At 43.8% G+C, this 22,130-nt stretch carries 19 protein-coding genes, 1 pseudogene and 1 other annotated feature; of the genes and pseudogenes, 8 read left to right on the top strand and 12 right to left on the bottom strand.

Annotated elements, in window-relative coordinates:
- Positions 1-118: 118 nt before the first annotated feature.
- Positions 119-1,612 carry a carbon starvation CstA family protein gene (locus ACMAZD_RS03370; RefSeq protein WP_435248570.1) on the bottom strand — a complete coding sequence of 498 codons (1,494 nt, stop codon included), beginning with the start codon at positions 1,610-1,612 and terminating at the stop codon, positions 119-121.
- 252 nt (positions 1,613-1,864) lie between these two features.
- Between ACMAZD_RS03370 and ACMAZD_RS03375 the strand changes: the two genes are divergently transcribed.
- A complete protein-coding gene (locus ACMAZD_RS03375; RefSeq protein WP_435248571.1) occupies positions 1,865-2,215 on the top strand; it encodes a DUF2799 domain-containing protein in 351 nt (116 codons plus the stop codon).
- 109 nt (positions 2,216-2,324) lie between these two features.
- Here ACMAZD_RS03375 and murQ read toward each other — a convergent pair whose 3' ends face one another.
- Together murQ and ACMAZD_RS03385 are read right to left on the bottom strand one after the other, a co-directional pair.
- On the bottom strand, positions 2,325-3,245 hold the full coding sequence (gene murQ / locus ACMAZD_RS03380; RefSeq protein ID WP_435248572.1) for an N-acetylmuramic acid 6-phosphate etherase: 921 nt from the start codon (positions 3,243-3,245) through the stop codon (positions 2,325-2,327).
- A 97-nt stretch (positions 3,246-3,342) separates the two neighbouring features.
- Positions 3,343-4,458: an anhydro-N-acetylmuramic acid kinase gene (locus ACMAZD_RS03385; RefSeq protein ID WP_435248573.1), complete on the bottom strand. Its 1,116-nt coding sequence runs from the start codon at positions 4,456-4,458 to the stop codon at positions 3,343-3,345.
- Positions 4,459-4,579: 121 nt separating this feature from the next.
- Here ACMAZD_RS03385 and nagZ point away from each other — a divergent pair, with 121 nt between their 5' ends.
- The 3 genes from nagZ to tyrA all read left to right on the top strand — a co-directional run bounded on the left by nagZ (position 4,580) and on the right by tyrA (position 8,133).
- Positions 4,580-5,569 (top strand): beta-N-acetylhexosaminidase, encoded by a 990-nt coding sequence (gene nagZ / locus ACMAZD_RS03390; protein WP_435248574.1) that lies wholly within the window; start codon positions 4,580-4,582, stop codon positions 5,567-5,569.
- A 245-nt stretch (positions 5,570-5,814) separates the two neighbouring features.
- Positions 5,815-6,888 (top strand): 3-deoxy-7-phosphoheptulonate synthase, encoded by a 1,074-nt coding sequence (locus ACMAZD_RS03395; protein WP_010434849.1) that lies wholly within the window; start codon positions 5,815-5,817, stop codon positions 6,886-6,888.
- Positions 6,889-7,005: 117 nt separating this feature from the next.
- Positions 7,006-8,133: a bifunctional chorismate mutase/prephenate dehydrogenase gene (gene tyrA / locus ACMAZD_RS03400; RefSeq protein WP_435248575.1), complete on the top strand. Its 1,128-nt coding sequence runs from the start codon at positions 7,006-7,008 to the stop codon at positions 8,131-8,133.
- Positions 8,134-8,268: 135 nt separating this feature from the next.
- On the opposite strand, the gene ACMAZD_RS03405 is transcribed toward tyrA, so the two are convergent.
- The 3 genes from ACMAZD_RS03405 to ettA form a co-directional block, all read right to left on the bottom strand.
- Positions 8,269-9,279, bottom strand: coding sequence for a M23 family metallopeptidase (locus ACMAZD_RS03405; protein ID WP_435248576.1), 1,011 nt, complete (start codon positions 9,277-9,279; stop codon positions 8,269-8,271).
- 48 nt (positions 9,280-9,327) lie between these two features.
- Positions 9,328-9,696: a PilZ domain-containing protein gene (locus tag ACMAZD_RS03410; RefSeq protein ID WP_435248577.1), complete on the bottom strand. Its 369-nt coding sequence runs from the start codon at positions 9,694-9,696 to the stop codon at positions 9,328-9,330.
- Between the two features lie 90 nt (positions 9,697-9,786).
- On the bottom strand, positions 9,787-11,454 hold the full coding sequence (gene ettA / locus ACMAZD_RS03415) for an energy-dependent translational throttle protein EttA (protein WP_017110510.1): 1,668 nt from the start codon (positions 11,452-11,454) through the stop codon (positions 9,787-9,789).
- A gap of 263 nt (positions 11,455-11,717) precedes the next feature.
- Here ettA and sltY point away from each other — a divergent pair, with 263 nt between their 5' ends.
- Together sltY and trpR are read left to right on the top strand one after the other, a co-directional pair.
- Positions 11,718-13,667 (top strand): murein transglycosylase, encoded by a 1,950-nt coding sequence (gene sltY / locus ACMAZD_RS03420; protein ID WP_435248578.1) that lies wholly within the window; start codon positions 11,718-11,720, stop codon positions 13,665-13,667.
- Positions 13,668-13,838: 171 nt separating this feature from the next.
- Positions 13,839-14,132, top strand: coding sequence for a trp operon repressor (gene trpR / locus ACMAZD_RS03425; protein WP_435248579.1), 294 nt, complete (start codon positions 13,839-13,841; stop codon positions 14,130-14,132).
- 147 nt (positions 14,133-14,279) lie between these two features.
- Here trpR and yjjX read toward each other — a convergent pair whose 3' ends face one another.
- From yjjX to ACMAZD_RS03455, 6 genes and pseudogenes are all read right to left on the bottom strand, one after another.
- Positions 14,280-14,801 (bottom strand): inosine/xanthosine triphosphatase, encoded by a 522-nt coding sequence (gene yjjX / locus ACMAZD_RS03430; protein WP_435248580.1) that lies wholly within the window; start codon positions 14,799-14,801, stop codon positions 14,280-14,282.
- Positions 14,749-15,351: pseudogene (locus tag ACMAZD_RS03435) on the bottom strand (EAL domain-containing protein); the annotation flags it as partial. The gene yjjX and the pseudogene ACMAZD_RS03435, both read right to left, overlap by 53 nt.
- Before the next feature lie 376 nt (positions 15,352-15,727).
- On the bottom strand, positions 15,728-16,903 hold the full coding sequence (gene pheA, locus ACMAZD_RS03440; protein ID WP_435248581.1) for a prephenate dehydratase: 1,176 nt from the start codon (positions 16,901-16,903) through the stop codon (positions 15,728-15,730).
- A 12-nt stretch (positions 16,904-16,915) separates the two neighbouring features.
- Positions 16,916-17,036: a sequence feature (Phe leader region), on the bottom strand.
- Positions 17,037-17,147: 111 nt separating this feature from the next.
- Positions 17,148-17,483, bottom strand: a complete 336-nt coding sequence (hpf, locus tag ACMAZD_RS03445; protein ID WP_435248582.1) for a ribosome hibernation-promoting factor, HPF/YfiA family — start codon at positions 17,481-17,483, stop codon at positions 17,148-17,150.
- Between the two features lie 408 nt (positions 17,484-17,891).
- Positions 17,892-19,316 (bottom strand): transporter substrate-binding domain-containing protein, encoded by a 1,425-nt coding sequence (locus tag ACMAZD_RS03450; protein WP_435248583.1) that lies wholly within the window; start codon positions 19,314-19,316, stop codon positions 17,892-17,894.
- A 156-nt stretch (positions 19,317-19,472) separates the two neighbouring features.
- Positions 19,473-20,201, bottom strand: a complete 729-nt coding sequence (locus ACMAZD_RS03455; protein WP_435248584.1) for an outer membrane protein assembly factor BamD — start codon at positions 20,199-20,201, stop codon at positions 19,473-19,475.
- A 137-nt stretch (positions 20,202-20,338) separates the two neighbouring features.
- Here ACMAZD_RS03455 and rluD point away from each other — a divergent pair, with 137 nt between their 5' ends.
- Positions 20,339-21,313, top strand: a complete 975-nt coding sequence (gene rluD / locus ACMAZD_RS03460) for a 23S rRNA pseudouridine(1911/1915/1917) synthase RluD (protein ID WP_009848467.1) — start codon at positions 20,339-20,341, stop codon at positions 21,311-21,313.
- 2 nt (positions 21,314-21,315) lie between these two features.
- Positions 21,316-22,056 carry a peptidoglycan editing factor PgeF gene (gene pgeF / locus ACMAZD_RS03465; protein WP_435248585.1) on the top strand — a complete coding sequence of 247 codons (741 nt, stop codon included), beginning with the start codon at positions 21,316-21,318 and terminating at the stop codon, positions 22,054-22,056.
- Positions 22,057-22,130 lie beyond the last annotated feature (74 nt).

Here is a 22,130-nt window from a genome sequence, read left to right on the forward strand (position 1 = left end):
TTTAGTCTTCATTCCCACGAATCACTGGGTGATTACGGGAGCAAGCGAAGCTGTGCTTGACAGTCCTTTTGTCTCTTTCTAAGAAGATTGGTCTCTTGTTATCAAGAGCTTTAAAGAACTAGGCTGTTTTAGTCACCGGTTTTGACTCTTGATCTTGCTCGTCATCAGCTAGGTCGATATTGCCTTTGCCTTTTGAAATCTTGATAACGTAAGCCGCAATAAGTAGAGAAGAAATCACACCTACGATTGTTGAGATTTGCATCGGTAGCCCAAAACCTAGCTGGCTGTTGTTCAGGATGAATGTGATACACACAGACGTCATGAAAATAGCTGGAACCGTTGTTACCCAGTGCAGTTTGTTGTGACGTAGTAGGTAAGCTGAAGCCGTCCACAGCATCATTACTGCCGTTGATTGGTTTGCAAAGCCAAAGTAGCGCCAGATGATACCGAAATCTACTTGAGTCAGGATGCCACCAAGAACGAATAGCGGTAGAGCCATTAGTAGGCGGTTACGCAGTGTTTTCTGTTCCATCTTGAAGTATTCAGCAAGGATAAGGCGGCTTGAACGGAACGCAGTGTCACCCGAAGTGATAGGTAGAATAACTACGCCAAGGAAAGCAAGGATACCGCCAAATACACCCAGTAGGCCAAATGAAGCGCTGTATACCACGTTACCTGGTCCGCCGTTTGCAATCGCGTCAGATAAAGACTCAGCTGAACCAAAGAATGATAGAGCAAGTGCACACCAGATTAGAGCGATGATGCCTTCACCAATCATTGCACCGTAGAATACGAAGCGACCGTTTTTCTCGTTTTCCATACAACGCGCCATCAAAGGTGACTGAGTTGCGTGGAAGCCAGAGATAGCACCACAAGCAATCGTGATGAATAGAGCAGGCCAAAGTGGTAGGTCATTCGGGTTCATGTTGGTGAACATATCTTTTATCTCGAAGCCACCCATAATTTGGTGCTCGTCAGATAGACCAATCGCAGTGATTAGGCCAACAGACATAAAGATAAGTAGTGCACCGAACAGTGGGTAGAAGCGACCAATGATTTTATCGACAGGGACAATCGTTGCGATGATGTAGTAAGCAAAGATGATAACAACCATAGTGCTTGCAGACATCACGAAATCAGTTTGGTCGTTCACTAGGTTAGTGATCATGCCTGCTGGAGCAGAAACGAAAACCACACCAACAAGAAGCAGCAGAACAATGGCAAAGATGTTCATAAAGTGTTTTGCGCCATTGCCTAGGTAACGTCCAGTGATGGTTGGAACCGAAGCACCGCCATTACGGATAGATAACATACCTGAGAAGTAGTCGTGTACTGCACCTGCGAAGATACAACCTAGCACGATCCAAAGCATTGCTGCTGGGCCGTAAAGGGCACCCATGATAGGGCCGAAGATTGGACCAACACCTGCAATGTTAAGCAGCTGAACTAGGTAAACCTTTGGCGTCGACATTGTAACGTAGTCCACGCCGTCTTGCTTGGTATGGGCTGGGGTTTGACGCTTTTCATTGATACCGAAGATCTTCTCGATAAAGGCACCGTAAATAAAGTAGCCACCAATGAGTGCTGCGACGCAGGTAAGAAACCACATCATAATTTGTTATCCCTGAATGTATTAATTAAGTCAGGGTGTATATTAAAGGAGTCGATGAGAAGAAACTTCCGCTAAAGGAGTGAGCGGTCGAATAGCCAATTAAGTGGTGTTATAACTCATTGAGTGGTTTGTTCTCTTGCTTGAGAGGACAACAACAGACTATGAGTGGACATCGGTACGTGTTCAGTGGAGAATCGCCACAAAGGCAGCGCTTCGTCAGGAAGTGGTGAAGTAACAATATAAAGGATTGAAATGAAAAAAATAATAGCACTATTCGCCGTGGCATTTAGCCTTGCAGGATGCAGCGCCAATGTTCAAGATTTAGCGGCCGAAGGCAATTGGCAAGAGATTGGCTATCGTGACGGTATCAAAGGTAACCCCCAACGTACTTACCAAGAGATGACTAAGCTTGGAACGGTAGACCAATCAGGCTACAGCAAAGGATACTATCTAGGTGTTGCTGAATACTGCAACCCAAACCATGCTTACCAAATTGGATTATCTGGCCAGGTTTATGAAGGCGTTTGTTCAGGTACGGAAGACGCTCAACGCTTCCGTATGGAATGGCAGCGCGGCTGGGATGAGTTTTCTAACGACTACTAAGCTCAAACTGGCGATTAGAAAATAAAAAGACCAGTGCCGCATGTGTACTGGTCTTTTTGTATGTCGTTAAAGTAGCTGTCTAAATGAAAAGCTACAAACCAAATTAAGATTACTGATTATTCTCGACCGCTTTTCTCAAGAAACCATTTTGTTGATCAAGTTGAGCCTTAGCTGATTCTAAACCCAGTCCTGTCAGAATCATCAAAATAGACAGTTTCACATCATAATCGGTGGTTTTAAGTGTCGAAACAGCAAGGGCTTTATCACACTCCGTCGCTTGGATAACGATACGAGCTGCGCGGGCAATCAATTTCTCATTGGTCGCTTTCACATCGACCATCAAGTTCTGATAGCTCTTACCAATACGAATCATGCTCGCAGTGGTGAGCATATTAAGTACCAGCTTTTGTGCTGTCCCTGATTTCAAACGAGTTGATCCCGTTAGGGCTTCTGGACCAACGACGGGGCTAATTGCGATTTGAGCAATCTCGGCAATAGGAGCACCTGGGTTACAAGACAGCGCAACCGTCACCGCACCAATCTGATTCGCATAGTTGAGCGCACCAATCACGTAAGGTGTACGACCGCTGGCTGCGATGCCTACCACGACATCATTGTCTGTAAATTGAATGGCTTTTAGGTCTTCAATACCGAGAGTCAGCGAATCTTCCGCTCCCTCTTTGGCTTTTAAAATGGCTTCTGGTCCGCCAGCGATTAAGCCGATAACCATTTTGTCTGAAACACCAAAAGTCGGAGGGCATTCTGATGCGTCTAACACGCCCAATCGGCCACTTGTGCCAGCGCCCATATAGATCAGTCGGCCACCGTTTTGAAAGGCGTGAGCGATCTTATCAACCGCTTTCGCGATCTGTGGCAATTCGGCTTCAATCGCCAGTGGGACCTGTTTGTCTTGTTGGTTAATCTTTTCAACCACTTCGAGAGAGGTGAGCAGATCAATATCCATAGTGTCAGGGTTTCTCCCCTCCGAAACGAGGTGCGAGAGCGCTGATATGAGAGCGTCGTTACTCATAATGATCCTTAAATGATGATTCTAAAGTGATGATTCTAAAATTGTTTAGACAGCACCGCGAAGTCAGTATTGTTACTAAATTAGCACGGCTATCAAATTAATCTGCACGATACAAAACGCCTAGAGAGGCAGGCCTACTTGCGCCAGTCACTTCGGGTAAATTGCTTGGCAGTTGATGAACATGACGTTGAGCAAGCCACGCAAAGGCCATCGCTTCCATGTAATCGGCATCTACACCTTTACTGGTGGTCGAATCAACCTCCCAGCTAGGAAGCAGTTCAGCCAGTCTCTCCATCAACAATGGATTTCTCGTACCACCGCCACACACATACAGTGCAGCTTGGCTACCCAAGCGATAAGTCTCCACTTCATTGGCTATCGTCAATGCGGTGTATTCACAAAGCGTGCGCTGAACATCTTCTGCTGCAAGGTCTTTAAATTCTGTTAGTTGTTGCTCTAGCCACGGTAGATTAAACAGCTCTCTACCAGTGCTTTTCGGTGGCATTTGAGATAGGTAAGATTCATTCAACAACTGTTCGAGCAAAGCTTGATTGAGTTGGCCTTTTAGCGCGAACAGTGCATCACGGTCAAACTTCTCACCCGTGTGTTTATCTACCCAAGCGTCCATCAACATATTGCCCGGACCAGTATCATAACCAAGAGTTGGCTGATTCGGGCGTAGCACTGAAATATTCGAGATACCACCAATATTCAAAACCACAACGGAGCTGTCTTGCGGGTGAAAAATAGTATGGTGAAACGCTGGTACTAATGGCGCACCTTGCCCGCCAAGCGCCATGTCTTTGCGTCTGAAATCGGCGACCGTTTGTACCTCTGTTTTAGTGGCAATGATATTGGCGTCACCTAGCTGCATGGTAAATGGCGCATCACCGGTTGGCTGGTGGAATACTGTTTGGCCATGGTTGCCAATCGCAGTCACGGATGATGCAGGCGTATCTGACTTGTCGAGAAGTTGCAGAACCGCATCAGCAAATAAATGACCAAGCTGGTGGTCGAGTTCACCAATGGCAATCAAATCCGTTTTCTGACCAATACAAACCTCAAGCAGACGGGCTTTGATATCATCTGGCATAGGGAACTCATCATGAGCGAGTAATGTGATACCAGTATCTTCTATCGAAACTAAGGCCGTATCAACGCCGTCCATACTCGTCCCCGACATCACCCCAATATACAGTTCTTTATGATCCATTCCTAAGCTCTTGCCCTGCATTCTTAAAGTCTTCCATAGATTGGTTTAAAAACATTGTAAAGCAAATTTAAAGAGAATAATCTCGGGAAGTTTATGAAATTAGGTTTAATAAGGGATAAATATGGGACCGTTGTGGGTAGATGTTGCGGGCTACGAGCTAACAGCTGAAGATAGAGAAATTTTAGAGCACCCAACCGTTGGTGGTCTCATCTTATTTGCTAGAAACTACCACGATAGCAAACAGCTATCGGCGTTAAATAAAGAGATCCGCAAGGTCGCAAAACGTCCTATTTTAATCGGTGTTGACCAAGAAGGTGGCCGAGTTCAGCGCTTCCGCGATGGCTTTTCAATTATCCCTGCAGCTCAGGAATTTGCGACCAAGAATAATGGCGAACAATTAGCAGAACAAGCGGGTTGGTTGATGGCGGCAGAGTTGATTGCTCATGATATCGATCTGAGCTTTGCGCCTGTTTTAGACAAAGGCCACGACTGTAAAGCGATTGGTAGCCGAGCATTTGGTGAAGATATTGATACCATCGTTCGCCACAGTAGCGCTTTTATTAAGGGTATGAAATCGGTTGGAATGGCGACAACAGGAAAGCACTTCCCAGGACACGGCGGCGTGATTGCTGATTCGCATCTTGAAACGCCTTACGATCCTAGAGACGATATCTTTGAAACTGACATGGCCATTTTTAAGGCTCAAATTGAAGCTGGAATATTAGATGCAATGATGCCTGCGCACGTGGTTTTTTCTCACTATGATGATCAGCCAGCGAGTGGCTCTGAGTATTGGTTGCAGAAAATATTGAAGCAACAGCTTGGGTTCAAAGGCTTGGTGTTCTCTGACGATTTAACGATGGAAGGCGCTGCGATTATGGGCGGCCCTGCCGACAGAGCTAAGGCTGCTCTGAATGCAGGTTGTGACATGGTGTTGATGTGTAATAAACGAGATGCACAAATTGAAGCTCTTGATCACTTAGCGATTCAAGAGGTGCCTTTAGCCAACTCATTGCTTAAAAAGCACAGCTTTGACTTACCGACTCTTCACTCGGATAGCCGATGGAAAGAGGCCTCAGAGCAAATTAAGCGAATGTTAAACGCTGGGTGACAAATAAACACTCTATAAGTTTTAAGAAGGCGATATGAAAAATATCGCCTTTTTTGTATGTGTTAGAAGTGGTTTAGGCCTATTTGTGCCTCAGAACGAATTAAAGATGATATGTAAATAAATATTTACATCAAATGCTTTTATTGTTTACACTTGCAATCGTTTTTGTAGCTGTTATTGTGTTTTTAAAGATTGTTAGCCCAAATGGAAATGTCGGGTGTAAAAATAAATATACAGGTTGAGTTATGCAAAAAAGTGAATTAAGCAATGTCAATATCATCGACGAACAGGTACTGATTACTCCAGAGGAGTTAAAAGCGAAATTACCTTTGAGCGATAATGCTCGTCGTTTTATTCAAGAGTCTCGTGAAACGATTGCGAATATCATTCATAAGAAAGATCACCGTATGCTAATCGTGTGTGGCCCATGTTCTATTCATGATCTAGAAGCGGCGAAAGAATACGCAAAACGCCTCAAAGCACTTTCTGAAGAACTGAGCGACCAACTGTATATTGTTATGCGTGTTTACTTTGAAAAGCCTCGTACCACTGTTGGTTGGAAAGGCTTGATCAATGACCCACATCTAGATGGTACGTTCGATATTGAGCATGGTCTGCATGTTGGTCGTGAGCTTTTAGTTGAGTTAGCTGAGATGGAGATCCCACTAGCGACCGAAGCACTGGACCCAATCAGCCCCCAATACCTGGCAGATACATTCAGCTGGGCTGCGATTGGCGCACGTACGACTGAATCTCAAACTCACCGTGAAATGGCAAGTGGCCTTTCAATGCCAATCGGCTTTAAGAACGGTACTGACGGTAACTTAGGTACTGCAATTAATGCGATGCAGGCTGCTTCTTCTAGTCACCGTTTCATGGGTATCAGCCGTGAAGGTGAGGTTGCACTGCTAACGACTCAGGGTAACCCAAACGGTCACGTTATTTTACGTGGTGGTAAGCAAACGAACTACGATTCAGTATCAGTACATGAGTGTGAACAAGAGCTGGGTAAATCTGGTTTAGAAGCTGCGTTGATGGTTGATTGCAGCCACGCAAACTCTCGTAAAGATTTCCGTCGTCAACCATTGGTTGCTGAAGACGTTATCCACCAAGTGCGTGAGGGCAATAAATCAATTATTGGCCTGATGATTGAAAGCCATATTAACGAAGGTAATCAGCCGTCAGATATTCCTCTAAATGAGATGAAGTACGGCGTTTCTATTACCGACGCGTGTATCAATTGGGAGTCAACTGAGGCACTATTGAAACATGCACATACGGAGTTAGTCCCGTTTTTAGAGAACCGTCTGAAAGGTTAGTCAGAGTTTAAATTTAAGTGCCTCATCTAATGGGGCATTTTAAGATCTGTCGCTAACGAACCTGCGTCAGTGCGGGCTTTTAGATTAGCGCGGGCTTATAGATTAGTAAGGAATAAAATGGCCGTTGAACTGAACGAATTACGCGACCAAATCGATGCTGTCGATAAACAAATGTTAGATTTACTGGCTCAAAGACTGGCTCTAGTAGAGAAAGTCGGCGAAGTAAAAAGTGAACATGGTTTACCTATTTATGTACCAGAACGCGAAGCTGCGATGCTGGCGTCTCGCCGTCAAGAAGCCGAGAAAATAGGGGTTCCGCCACAGTTAATCGAAGATATTTTGCGTCGTACTATGCGTGAGTCTTATGCCAGTGAAAAAGATTCTGGTTTTAAGTGTCTTAACCCAGAGTTGCGTTCAGTGGTTATCGTTGGTGGTAATGGTCAACTTGGCGGTCTGTTTGGCCGTATGTTCAAGCTTTCTGGCTACGAAGTGAAAATCCTTGGCAGCCAAGATTGGGATAAAGCCGATGAGATCTTAGATAATGCTGGCCTTGTGGTTGTAACGGTTCCAATTCACCTAACTGAAGGTGTGATTGCGAAGCTGGGTAACCTACCAAGCGATTGTATTCTTTGTGATTTGACGTCGATTAAATCAAAGCCTCTACAAGCCATGATGAACATGCACCAAGGCCCAGTGGTTGGATTACACCCAATGTTTGGCCCTGATGTTCCAAGCCTTGCGAAACAAGTGATTGTTTACAGTGATGGACGTAGTTCTGAAAGCTACCAATGGTTGCTGAATCAATTTGGTATCTGGGGCGCGAGCTTGTGCCAAATGGATGCAGCTGAACACGACCATGGTATGACTTTGATTCAAGCACTTCGCCACTTCACCTCTTTTGCTTACGGTTTACACCTGAGTAAAGAGAATCCAAATATTGATCAGCTTCTGAAGCTAAGTTCACCAATCTACAGACTTGAAATTGCAATGGTTGGCCGTTTATTTGCTCAAGACCCGAACTTGTACGGTGATATCATTCTTTCTTCGGATGAGAATATTGAGATGATTCGACGCTTCCACAGTCGCTTCGGCGAGGCATTAGAAATCTTGGATGGGAAAGATAAAGCCAAGTTTGTTGATAACTTTAATCAAGTCAGTGATTGGTTTGGTGATTACTCGCAGCAGTTCTTGCAAGAGAGCCAAAACCTTTTAAAACAAGCACATGACTCGATTCATCGAGGCTAATCACTATTTGAAATTATAAAAAAAGAGCGACCTAATGGTCGCTCTTTTTTATCTAATTCAGGACTAAAAGTAGTTGGCCTATAGTAGGCTAAAAGCAATTATATCATCATAGGCCAAATTAACAGGCCCTAATAACTAGTTAGTCGTGATAGGTTTTTTACTCTCTTCACTCGATACGGTGTCGATGGTCGAGCTAATGTAAGGCACATTCGTCAGGTTGATCTGCAAGCGAACCACATTATCAATCAGTTGAACCAGTGGACCCCACTTAACCTTTTTCTCTTTCTCGAACAGGTAGTTAAAGTTTTCCGGTGTCCAATCCATTAAGTATTGAGGGTTTAGTGAGCGGCCAAGGAAGCGTACTTCATAATGCAGGTGTGGCCCGGTTGAGTGACCTGAGTTACCACAACTTGCAATCACATCACCCTTGCTAACAAACTGACCGCTGCGAACTTTGAATTTTTGCAGGTGCGCGTAAGAACTCATGAAGCCGAACGAGTGACGCATGGTAATAAAGTTACCGAAGCCTTTTTTACTTGGGCGTACCGTTTCAATAACTCCATCTGCGGACGCGACAATATCTTCACCACGCTTACACGTCAGGTCGATACCAGTATGTACATGGCGTTTACCTGAAATAGGGTTAGTGCGGCGACCATAAGAAGAAGAGATACGTTGATAAGCCATAGGACTGTCGTTTGGAATCAAGCGAAACATCGTGGCTCTTACTGCTGAATCTACCGCCGCAGCATCAATGCGATCTTCCAAAGAGACATCATCGGTAAGCAGCTCTTCATCGGCAAGACCAAGTACTGATTCCACATCAAATACACGCTTACCAAGCAGTTGAATGGTGCCTTCTTTCTCAGTGAGTGTTTGCGATAGTGAGTGATTGGTTTCTACCTGCTCAGCGTAAAGAAACTCGGTTTGCTCTTTTTCAACAATCAGCGTTTCAATCAACTGTTGTGCATCGCCTGCTTGCATTGCGAGCTCTTGTTTACCTTCGAAGTGCATGTATGCAGCTCCGCCAATTAACAGCGGTACTGAAAAAATTGCAGTAGTGCACATGAGCACGGCTTTTCGGCCGAAGTAAAACGTCTGTTCCCCATGGTTAGAGGGAATAGTAATGGAAATTTTTTTAGACATGGTTCTGTATTAACTAAATGTTTCTAATCGAAAAAGGTAATGGAGATATTATTCCTTACCTAAATCGGTAAGGTGTTCAATCTCTCTATAAAGCAGTTCATCGTCACCGACATTAAGCTCAATAAGGCGCTTAAGGTGGCTAATACTATCAATATCTAAATGCTCTATGCGTAAACGCATTGAGGTATTGATGGTAGAGACTATCGTTGCTTCTAACTGAATATTGATATCACTGTTGGTGAGCTTAAAGCTGACTTGAACAGGATCATCGTGGCTGAGTTGCTGCCATTTATCACATTGAATGAGTAAACCATGGAGAGATAAGTCTTGCACTGAGCCTGCTACATTTACTTGTGCTTGTGAGATCTCAGTCGGGACTTGATAAATAACTCGTGAAAATTGACGTCTTTCAAGCATAGGTAATTCCTCTATATCAATAGGTAAATAGTAAGCCCGATATATCAAAGGCCGCTATTATCGCGGCCTTTGTTCAAAATACAAGCTAATTTACTTAGTAATACGCTTGTACTTGATACGGTGCGGTTCAGCCGCTTGTGCGCCCAGAGTCTTCTTCAGCCACTCTGTGTACTCAGTATAGTTACCTTCGTAGAAGTTAACTTGACCTTCATCACGGTAGTCTAAGATATGGGTTGCAATACGGTCAAGGAACCAACGGTCATGCGAGATAACCATTGCACAGCCAGGGAACTCAAGCAGCGCTTCTTCAAGTGCACGCAGAGTTTCGACATCAAGGTCATTGGTTGGCTCATCGAGTAGCAGTACGTTACCGCCCGCTTTTAGCAGTTTCGCTAGGTGAACACGGTTACGTTCACCACCAGAAAGCTGACCGATGATTTTCTGTTGGTCGTTGCCTTTGAAGTTGAAGCGAGAGCAGTATGCACGAGCAGGGATTTCGAAATTGTTGATCTTAATGATATCAGCGCCTTCAGAGATCTCTTGGAATACTGTTTTAGTGTCATCCATGCTGTCACGGAACTGATCAACAGAAGCAAGCTTAACGGTTTCGCCTAGTTCAACTGTACCTGAATCTGGCTGTTCTGCGCCGCTTAGCATCTTGAATAAAGTTGATTTACCTGCACCGTTGGCACCAACGATACCGACGATAGCGCCTTTAGGCATGCTGAACGATAGGTCGTCGATAAGAACGCGATCACCAAATGACTTAGTTAGGTTCTTAACTTCAAGTACCTTGTCACCTAAACGCTCACCTGGTGGGATGAACAGTTCGTTGGTTTCGTTACGCTTCTGGTATTGTCCAGTCGTTAGTTCTTCAAAACGAGCCATACGAGCTTTAGATTTAGCCTGACGGCCTTTAGGATTCTGACGAACCCACTCAAGTTCTTTCTCGATGGTCTTTTGACGTGCGCTTTCGCCTGATTTTTCTTGCTTCAGACGCTCATCTTTCTGTTCTAGCCAAGATGTGTAGTTACCTTCCCATGGAATACCTTCACCACGGTCAAGCTCAAGAATCCAACCAGCAGCGTTGTCTAGGAAGTAACGGTCGTGGGTAATTGCTACAACAGTACCGCTGTAATCAACAAGGAAGTGCTCAAGCCAAGCCACTGATTCTGCATCCAAGTGGTTAGTTGGTTCATCAAGAAGCAGCATGTCTGGCTTCTCTAGAAGTAGACGACAGATCGCAACACGACGACGTTCACCACCTGATAGGAATTCGATTTTCGCATCCCATTCAGGAAGACGAAGTGCGTCAGCAGCACGCTCTAGAGCTGTTTCTAGGTTGTGGCCATCTTTTGCTTGGATAAGTGCTTCAAGCTCGCCTTGTTCTTTAGCAAGAGCATCGAAATCTGCATCTGGTTCTGCGTAAGCCGCGTAAACAGCATCGATACGCTTAAGTGCGTCTGCAACATCAGAAACTGCTTCTTCTACGATTTCACGCACTGTTTTTGATTCGTCCAGTACAGGTTCTTGCGGCAGGTAACCGACTTTAAGACCTTGTTGTGCACGAGCTTCACCATCAATATCAGTATCAATACCAGCCATGATACGTAGTAGAGTAGATTTACCTGAACCATTTAGACCCAAAACACCGATTTTAGCGCCAGGAAAAAAGCTAAGAGAAATGTCTTTAAGAATTTGACGCTTAGGTGGAACAGTTTTACTCACCCGAGACATGGTATATACGTATTCAGCCATTGCCGATCGATCCTAATCATTGTTAAAAATTGTTAGCTATTTTATACCAATATCCCTAAAGATGTTACTCCTAGGAAAGAAAAGCCATTCTTGAACGAATCCTTACTTACTATTGTCACATTAGCCATTAAAACTATATTTAATATGCTTCTTAGGTGAAGTGTTAAATATTAGTGATATTTACACTCAATTCCTTTACATTTTATGTGATGTCGGGCGTAAATAGATTTCACGTATCCATACACGCACTAAGGAAAGAGCGAATGTTTTTCCGAATTGGTAATACGAAGGTTGCTGTGGCTGCATCTGCAATCTTGTCTTCAGTTTCACTAGCTCCAATGGCTATGGCTAGCAATGCCTCAGAGTTAGAAATGCAGCGTGATGTTTATGATAGAGCGCAAGAGGTTTTAGACAACCGTGATCTAAAAGCTTATTCAGCACTGCGCAGCAAAATTCAAACATACCCTCTAACGCCTTACACGGATTATCGTGCCTTTCTCATAGGCCTAGGTGATCGCACACCTGCTGAAATGGATGCGTTTATTGAAGAGAATAAAGCCCTGCCATTTTCTAATCGTATGCGAGCCCCCTATCTAGATGCGCTCGCTTCTAGAAAACAGTGGCAAACCATCCTTGAGTTTCAGACCAAAGAGCCGGTGGGCGAAAAGTACCAATGCATTTATTACCGAGCGAACTATGAGCAAGGTAATCAGGAGCTGGCTTTTAAAGGGGCTCAGCAGCTTTGGTTGAGCGGTGATGGTGTTGATGACGCTTGCGACCTGTTATTTAAGAGTTGGGATCAAGCTGGCTTAAGAACCGATGAGCTGATTTTAGAGCGTATGCTGTTAGCGTTTGAAGGGCGTAACGGTAAGCTGATGACCTATCTGATCAAGCAATTGGATCATGACGAGTCAATTGCTCAAGCTAAGCAGATGAAGGCGTTATACAACAAGCCTGAATATGTGCTCACATTCGCTAAGAAGCATCCAGCGAATGAGTTTTATCAAGCCCAAACGGAGTTTGCTTTTGAGAAGCTCGCGCGAAAATCGGCTAGCAGTGCCCAAGAAGTATTCGATGAGGTCATTAAAGCTCAGAAGTTTTCTGAAGAGAAATCTCAAGAGCTCGCTGATTACCTGAGTTTCCGTTTAATCAATACCGATTCTGAAGAGTTGATGGAGTGGCGAGACGAGATGTTGGCGAGTTCGTCGAAACAAGTCTTACTGGAACGTCGCGCCCGTTTGGCTATTCAGCATGCCGATTGGGCTGGATTGAAAGAGTGGATCGCCCGCTTGGACGACAAGCACCAAGCGTCATTGCGTTGGCAATACTGGTTAGGCAGGGCGGAAATAGCAACAGGTGATACTATAAAGGGCAGCCAACGTCTGTCTGATATTTTAGGTCAGCGTAATTTCTACAGTGTGGCGGCGGCAAAGCAGTTAGGTAAACCGATTCAATATCCAACCTCTACGTTGAAATATAATCCAGAAACAGTGAAGCCTTTTAGTACTTCACTGATTCGTATAGATGAACTGATCTCTCGCGATAAAATTGCCGCTGCGAAAAGTGAATGGCGTTGGTTGCTAACCAATGCTGAGAAAGATCAGAAATCAATGCTTGCCGCTCATGCAGCTACACAACGTTGGAATCACTTTACGGTAACGGCGAGTATCTCAGCGAAGATGTGGGACAACATAGCGTTACGTTTCCCTGTCGCTCACAAGTGGTGGTTTAACTTCTATGCTGAAAAGCACGATATAGACCCGATCACCTTGATGTCTTTAGCGAGACAAGAGAGTGCAATGGATTCAGAGGCTCGTTCTCCTGTTGGGGCTCGCGGTATCATGCAAATCATGCCGAAGACGGCTCAATATACGGCGAAGAAGCATCAGATTAAGTATCAGGGTAGCGATGATCTTTACGATGTGAGCAAGAACATTGAGATTGGCAGTCATTACCTCGATGGGTTGCTGTCTCAATATGATAATAACCGTATTCTTGCTTTCGCAGCATACAACGCAGGTCCGAGCCGAGTGAAACAATGGCGTTCACGCAGTGATGAAAAGTTAGATGCGTACGCCTTTATCGAAATGATCCCATTCAAGGAGACTCGTGGCTATGTTCAGAACATCTTGATGTTTGAGACTTACTATCGAGATCTCTTGGGCGAGAAGGGAACGTTTTTAGCGCCGCATGAGGCAAAAACGAAATACTAAGGTCTCGGCGCTTTGTCCAAAATTGAGTAAATATTAAAGGCAGTGAGTGCGAACCATTTCCACTGACTGCCTTTTTACATTGGATCAAAGTGAGTGTTTCGGTATAAAGTGTTGAACGCTTTCAATGTTAAGCGACTCTTTCAGTCAGAATTTAAAAGTAAGTGTAGAAATATGGCATCACAACCTGAATATGATAATTGGCAACAACTAATGGATTTGGTAAAAACAGCCGCTGAAAAAGATCAGCATGAGCTGTTGTTGACCATGATGATGACATCTGATGAACGCGATGCTTTGGTTGCTCGAGTTAATATTCTTTGTGAATTGATGAAAGGCGAGATCTCTCAGCGACAAGTGAGTCAAATGCTGGGAGTAGGCGTGGCGACGATCACCAGAGGCTCTAATGAGCTCAAGGCTAAATCTGAACAAGAGAAAGCGGCCATCGCAGAGTTACTGCTTAAGTAAGACCCACTTATTAAGCACTGAGGTTTGATAGAAACGCTAACAATCCGTTAGCGTTTTTTGTTTCTGCTGTACCGGTTAGTCTTTCAACGAGATAACTTAAACTAAACCTTTGAAAACCATGTCTTTGAAAAACCGTATCTTTGGAAGCTAAGTGGGAAAATGCTCAGGATTAACGAAAGGGATAAGCGCTAAGATCAAAGCTTGATGATATACCGAACTGCGTGAGAGTTGGTTGTGTGTCAGTAGGCCAATCGCCCCACCTTTTTGCTTGATGTTGTCTGTACCGAAGACTTCATCCATCACGTCCCCTAACTCATTCGCATACTGGAGCTTATCAAGCACAACTGGTGGCAGCATCAAGCTTGCAGAGCGAGATTCGCCACGTTGACCATTTGCTTCAATTATCATCCAAGCAAAGGTTACGTTACCTTCAATTCCAGATTCTAATCCGACATGAAAGTCTGCATTTGGCATCTCTTGGAGCGTATTGCTCACGCGGTTCACTGCACCTTGATAGGTTTCATCATTGCTCATGGGTTGATCGGCAACTCCGCTGGGTACGCTAACCCCGATGAATTCGAATTCAGTATTAGAGAAAGCTGACAAGAACGCACTTTTAACGGCGTTGATTTTTGCTGGGTTGAGCGATGCAATGACTACGGATTTCATGAATGAGTTCTTATTGTTGTTGGTTAAATTGCAATTGATGTTCTCTGTACCAATCACTTAGGTCTTCAAGTGGCATCGGTTTGCCAAAATAGTAGCCTTGCAGCATATCGCACTGCGCCTCTTGTAACCATCGATGCATGCGTTTGGTTTCGATGCCCTCAGCGGTGACCTTCTTTCCTTGTGCATGGCACAAACTTATCACTGTTTGTACTATGTTCTGATTGTCAGTTTCGATCAAGGTTTCTAAAAAGCCCTTATTCAATTTGATTTTTTGAGTCGGATATTGAACCAACTGGGTTATCGATGTGTAACCAGAGCCAAAGTCATCAATCGCTAAGCGGTAGCCCATTCGATAGAGCTCGTTCAATAATGGAAACCCTTGTGAGTTTGAGTTGAAGGTCTCGGTGATTTCAAAATCAATTAAGCTCGGCAGAATACCATTGATCTTAGCGTGTTCACCGATGAAAACAGCAAGGTGAGTCGTTTCTATTCCTGCAGAAGATAGATTGATAGAGAGCTGAATTGAATGATCAAACTGAGCTAGAAGCTGCGGTACTAATCAGTATAACGGGGGCTATTAGAAGTAATATTTTAGTACTGAGCTTCATTGTTACATACAACACTATTTATAATTTTGTGCGTAATTTTATGTTACTTACTGATAGCTCGCTATCAATTATACGTTGTTAGATGATGTCCTGTGAAGGCAATAAGGTTTTGTCTTTATTGGCGAAAGTATGAATAGTGGGGGTTTTATTATGTTGATAATGATTTTAGGGGAGGGGTGTGAAGAGATAGCTAACGGAATAACAATTTAATAGCCAGCAGTACTTATTTTTGCGTATTGCTGAGTTCGATTGTTATTCCGTTTGCGTTAATTTGTACTGTTTGGCCTATGGTAGGCGCATTGCTTTTGACACCTAAACTTACAATAACTTAACTTGAGTCGCTTTAATGTTCTCACTTGGGTAGCAGCCTAGTACTTTTAAGTGACGAGTAATGGCCGTCAGTTCCGTGATCGCTTGCTGCATGTTATCCGCATTCAAGTGTGCTTCTAAATCAACATAGAACATCTCTTCCCATGGGTTACCCATAATTGGGCGAGATTCTAGTTTCGTCATATTGATGCCCAAGCGTTGTAGAATCAGTAGAGTTTCAACCAAAGAGCCCGCTTCTTGAGAGGTTGACATGATGAGTGTCGTTTTCGCTGGGATCTGAGTCGAGACTTCTACGGGTTTACGCGCCACAACGATGAAGCGAGTGTGGTTCTCTGTTTGATTAGCAATGTTGCCTTGTATTGCTTGAAGCCCATACAGTTTACCACTTGAAGCGTTACCAATGGCCGCTACATCATCACTATCTAGCTCTTTCACTTTCTTCATTGCGTCAGCGGTGCTTGCACAAGATTCTAGGCTTACACCTTTAAGACGGCTCAAGAACTCACTACATTGCTGATGAGGTTGTGGATGCGAATAAAGCGTTTTAATGTTTTCTAATCGAATATCACTTTTAGCAACTAAGCAGTGTTCAATAGGCTGAGACAGCTCACCCACGATGTAGAGCGTTGTATGTTGCAGAAGATCGTAAACTTCGTTGATTGAACCTGAGCTGGTGTTCTCAATCGGCAGCACACCGTAATCGGCATGACCAGATTCCACCGTTGATGCGACTTCTTTGAAGTGATTGCAGTTAAGCTCTATCAATTCCATATTCTTACGGCTGAAGTATTCACGGCTAGCAAGATGAGAATATGAACCTTTAGAACCTAAGAACGCAACGCGAGCCAGTGGCTTACGGCTTTGTGGATTCGCTAGGTTTTGCAGGTATGACTGTTGAAGCAGAACCGAATCTTCAATGATGGTATGAAACAGCTTAGTAATGTACTGCGCATCAAGTTCGTATTTATCTTTACCGTTGTTAATCAGCTTAACCAGAAGCTGCTGCTCACGAACGGCATCGCGTACAGGCTTTGATGTCTTTACTTTACTTTTCGCAACTTCGATACTGAGTTTGCGGCGTTCTGAAAGTAAACTCAGAAGTTCGTCATCTAAATCATTGAGACGAAGGCGGATATCATCCAGTGAAATTGAGCGGTCAGTCATAAATGTGTCCTTATAAAAAAGCCTCCCTAGTGTGGGAGGCTTCTTGTTCGTTTTTGACTTGTTTTTCTAAAACGACTCAGCCTCCGATTTACGGAAGAAAAAAGAAGTCAAAAATAAACAAAGATTGAGAGTGCATAAAAAGTGATTGTTTTATGAATGTTTAAACACAATAAGCAAGCGAGCAACGAGCGTCAAGCAAAAAAATAGCGCCCTGAGGCGCTATTTTTTAATCTGTTCTTTTTCCTTATTCTACTTCAGCTTCTAGCTCTTCAATTTCAGGCTTTTCAGCGCGGCGCGCTTCAGGTTTATGGCGTAGCTTGTTGAGTTGACGCTCTAGTTTTTGTTCTACTTCGTTGATAGCTACGTAGAGGTCGTCATGGACTGATGAAGCAACAAGTTGGCCTTTTGGCACTGTTAGAACGGCTTCGAATTTTTTCTTCTTGTTTGGTTCTTCGCTAAAGCTCGCTTGGCAGCCAATGATGTCTACTTGCCATTTATCCAGCTTTTTAAATTTGCTTTCTATGTGATCACGGATTGCAGAGGTAATGTCGATATTTTTACCAGTGATGTTCATTTTCATAGAAGTTTTCCTCTGTTGTATCCCTCATGGGTTAACTTCAGATTACGACTTTTAGGAACAAATAACGTGATCTAGATCTTGTTTTGGTTGGGTGGGATAAGCATTAAAATCAAATGTGATCTCACGCAAGTATTGGTATCTTTTTGTAGAAAAATGCTTGTTATCCTTACGAAAAACGATAAGTTGGAGATGAGGCTTCGCTAAAAATTAAACCAGTTTTTAGGGGCGTCCTACAGCTTTTTGAAAGTGCTTGATGAAAATTTACGCAATATACTTTTGTGATTTAAGTCACGCTAAAGAACGTTCCGAATTTGATAAGCAAAAGCCGCATAAGTTTCCTTATGCGGCTTTTGTGTTTTGAGTCTTGGCTTAGGCGTCACAGCTTAAGTTCATAATGATAAACAGCGGTTAATCGTTGGTTTGCAAAAGCCTCGCAGTGCCGTTCTCTCGGATAGTATTGATCGCCTGTAACTGCTTATAAATTACAAAGTAGCGGTTGATGTTGGCGACATAGGTTACGGGTTCTTTACTGACATACTTGCGTGTAATTATTTCGACATTTTTAAACCAGATGTTTGGGTTGTAACCTTGTTTCTTCGCAATGCGTCTCATCTTTCTAATCTTAGCGGGACCAGCATTGTATGAAGCCAAAGTAAAATAGATTTGGTTGTCAGGTGAAATGGCGGGATCGTCAAAGTATCGGTCTTTGATAAAGCGCATATATTTCACGCCCGCATGGATGTTGTTATCCACTTTATGAATATTTTTGATATTAACGTTTTTGTCTTTAGCCGTACTTGGTAAAACCTGCATGACGCCAATCGCCCCACGATGAGAGACTTGACTCTGATCGAGTCCTGACTCTTGAAACCCTTGAGCAGACATCATCAAAGGATCAAATTCGTACTTACTGGAGTATTTCTCAAACACGTCAGCGAGCTTGGCAACTCTGTCGACCTTGTTTGGGTTGAGAGCTCGGCCTAACCAACGCGTATTATCGATATATTTTTGATAGATCACGTTACCCAGTAAAGTACCTGTGCGGGCTTTCTTGACGTACTTGTTGATTTCTTTTTTGAGAAGAGGACTATCCTTTCTCAGTGCCCAAGCAATTTGACCGTTTTCACGTAAGGGCAAATTATGATGAACTTGAATGTTGTCCATTACGTCAGTCCAGAGCTTTGCTTTATGGCTATCTAGAATCGTTCCTTGAATATAGCCTTGGTTCACAAGTTCTATCAGCTCATAGTCTTGTAGAGATTCTTCGATAAAGTGGACATGTAATGGGGGCAAACCTAGTTCATTGAGCTCCAAATTTACCTTTTGCACACTTTCAAAATAGCTTGAGCTTGCGCGAACCCAAACCTCTCGCCCACTCAATTGTTTGATTTCGGTGATAGGGTCTGAGTTTTTTCCAGTAATAATGAGTTCTTGTCCGTCTTTGAGCATCGGATCTGAAAAGTCGATTACTTTTAATCTTTTATCGGTAATCGTGAGGTTTGCTACCGCGACATCACCGTATCCAGATTCTAGTGAAGGAAGGAGAGCATCTCGCTGAACCGGAATGATTTGCACATTAAGATAAGGGTGTTTCTGGCGGAGGCTCTTCTCAAAGTGATAGAGCATTTCTGCCACAATACCTTTAGGCTTACCATCTTCTATGTAGTAAAAACCCAGATCAGCCGATACCAATACTCTTACTGTTCCTTTTGTTTTAAGTACGTCTAAGTCGCCCATGTAAGGCTGGTTACTCAAGGGAGATAGTTCTAATGCGTTGGAAAGTGGACTAAATAACCCGATCCAGATAAATAATAACATCCTACTCACATCCACACTCCATGTTGATGTTTTGTTAAAAGTTATCTATTGAAGATACTGCTTATGCTGCCATTCATCAAGTTTACCAGACGAAGTTCAAAAAAAATCGCGCTAACAATTAGTGCGATTTTGAAGTGATTGTTTTAGTAAACAACGAGTGTGATTCGTTGGCTAAGGCAGTGGGTTAAGCTCAATCAAGGCTTCTGTTCTTTTCACTGCGTCTTCTAATCCAAGCTGCTCGTAGGCTTCTAACTGTATTTTCAGAGATTTACGCGCTGCAATTGTGTCAGGGTAAGTCTTTTGTAATTCCTGAGAACGATTCACAGCTGCAATCCACGCTTCACGACGCAGATAGAAATCAGCGGTTGCTAAGTCATACTCAGCTAGGCGGTTTTTCAGTGCGAACATGCGTTTTTGTGCATCTTCCGCATAAGGGCTGCTAGGGAAACGTTCTAACAGTCGTTTGAAATCAGCAAACGCGAGTTTCACTGGTTCTGGATCTCGGTCGCTTCGATCGATATTAAAAATATCGTGCATGAAGTTTCGATCTTGAGCCATGTGTGTCAGGCCACGCATGTAAAGAACCCAATCCTGTTTTTCATGAGTTGGGTTTAAGCGTAGGAATCGTGAAATGGTGGCGAGGCCTAACGCTAAGTCATCATTTTTGTAGTACGCGTAAATCAGATCCAGTTGTACTTGTTCAGAATAGGCGCCGAATGGGTAACGAGAGTCTAAGGCTTCTAGTTTTTCGATTGCAGAAAGCCAGCTACCACTCTGCAGTGATTCTTGGGCGTCAGAGTAAAGAACCGATGGCGGTACATCCGGTACTATTTCTTCACTACTTGAACAGCCAACTAAGAGTGATAGGGCTAATAGACCCGATAAAGTAAGGTGTTTCATGTCAGGCGTCGATTCCTTGAATTAAATATTTCGTAAGCTTCCGTTACTTTCTAACCAGTAACAGATACAATGATGCAATTATTCTATTTTATCCATACTAATGGGTATTAGTCTCACGGTTTTTAAAAAAGTTCGATATGGCTCAGCAGATAACATTAACAGACACAGTAAAAAGCAGCCAGTTAGGTCAACGTTTAGACCAAGCTGTCGCTGAACTATTTACCGATTTTTCTCGCTCTCGTATTAAAGAGTGGCTTCTTGACGGCAAAATCCAAGTGGATGGCGAAGTTATCACTAAACCGCGCACCATAGTTTTGGGCGGTGAAGCGATCATTTTACAAGCGGAGCTTGCGGATGAAGAGCGCTGGGAAGCACAAGATATTCCGTTAGACATTGTCTATGAAGATGATGATTTATTGGTTATCAATAAACCTCGCGATCTGGTTGTACACCCAGGCGCAGGTACGCCGGATGGGACCATACTTAACGCATTGCTTTTCCATTACCCTCAGATTGCTGAAGTACCTCGTGCGGGTATTGTGCACCGTCTTGATAAAGACACAACAGGTCTTATGGTTGTGGCTAAAACGGTTCCAGCTCAAACTCGTCTTGTACGTGCTCTTGCTAAACGTCGTATTACTCGTGAATATGAAGCAATTGCAATTGGTAAAATGACTGCGGGTGGTGTTGTTGAGAAAGGTATTAGCCGTCATGCAACGAAGCGTACGTTAATGGACGTTAATGAATTGGGTAAGCCTGCGGTGACTCACTACCGTGTTGCGGAGCATTTCCGCGAACATACTCGTATTCGTCTGCGTCTAGAAACAGGTCGTACTCACCAAATCCGTGTTCACATGTCATATCTTCAGCATCCGCTGTTAGGTGATATCGCGTACGGTGGTCGTGCACGTATTCCCAAAGGTGCATCTGAAGAGCTGACAACAATGATTCGTTCTTTTGATCGCCAAGCGCTACACGCGGTTATGCTGAAATTTGTTCACCCGATTACTGGTGAAGAAGTTGAGTTCCACGCACCTGTGCCAAATGACATGGTTGTGATGGCTGAAGCGTTGCGTGTTGATGCTCGCGAAAACATTGAAGACGACATTTAATCATGTCAATGATCATCCCTAACTGGAATGCTCCTCAAAACGTGAAGGCATTTGCTTCGACACGTTTTGATGGTTGTTCTACAGGTGCTTATCAAGGGTTAAACCTCGGCATGCACGTTGGAGATGATGCTTCGCTTGTTGAAAGCAATCGAGCGTGGCTAACGCAACAATCTAAGATGCCTACGGCTCCGGTATGGTTGAATCAAACTCACTCAACGGATGTCGTTACGGTTTCAGAACCTGTGGCGAATGTGCTTGATGCGGATGGTGCATTTACCACTGCAAAAGGTGTTGTTTGTTCTGCGATGACAGCCGATTGCTTACCGGTCATCCTTACCGATACCAAAGGCACTCAAGTTGCTGCAGTTCATGCGGGTTGGCGTGGTCTTGCTGGTGGCATTCTTGAAAGTGCGGTTGCAAAATTTTCAAACCTAGATTCAGATAACCCGATCATTGCTTGGCTTGGTCCTGCAATTGGTAAGGATGCGTTTGAGGTTGGCAACGATGTATTTGACGCTTTTGTTCATTTTGACCCTCAAGCTAAATTAGCATTTAAAGCCAAATCTGAACCTGGCAAGTGGCTAGCAAACATGTCTCAGCTCGCGACTCAACGACTAGTGAAAGTAGGCGTGACTTCGGTGACAGATTCGAATCTGTGTACATACGCAGATTCAGATGCTTTCTATTCTTATCGTCGTGATGGTGTTACTGGGCGTCAGGCGACATTTATTTGGTTAGAGTAATCTCTGACTCGCACAACCACTCATTTAGAACATTTATATTTTCATATCAGCTCTATTCTTCATTCTTATCCCTT

Origin of the sequence: Vibrio sp. nBUS_14 (genome assembly GCF_051201655.1) — a bacterium.
In the GTDB taxonomy this organism is placed as follows: Bacteria; Pseudomonadota; Gammaproteobacteria; order Enterobacterales; family Vibrionaceae; genus Vibrio.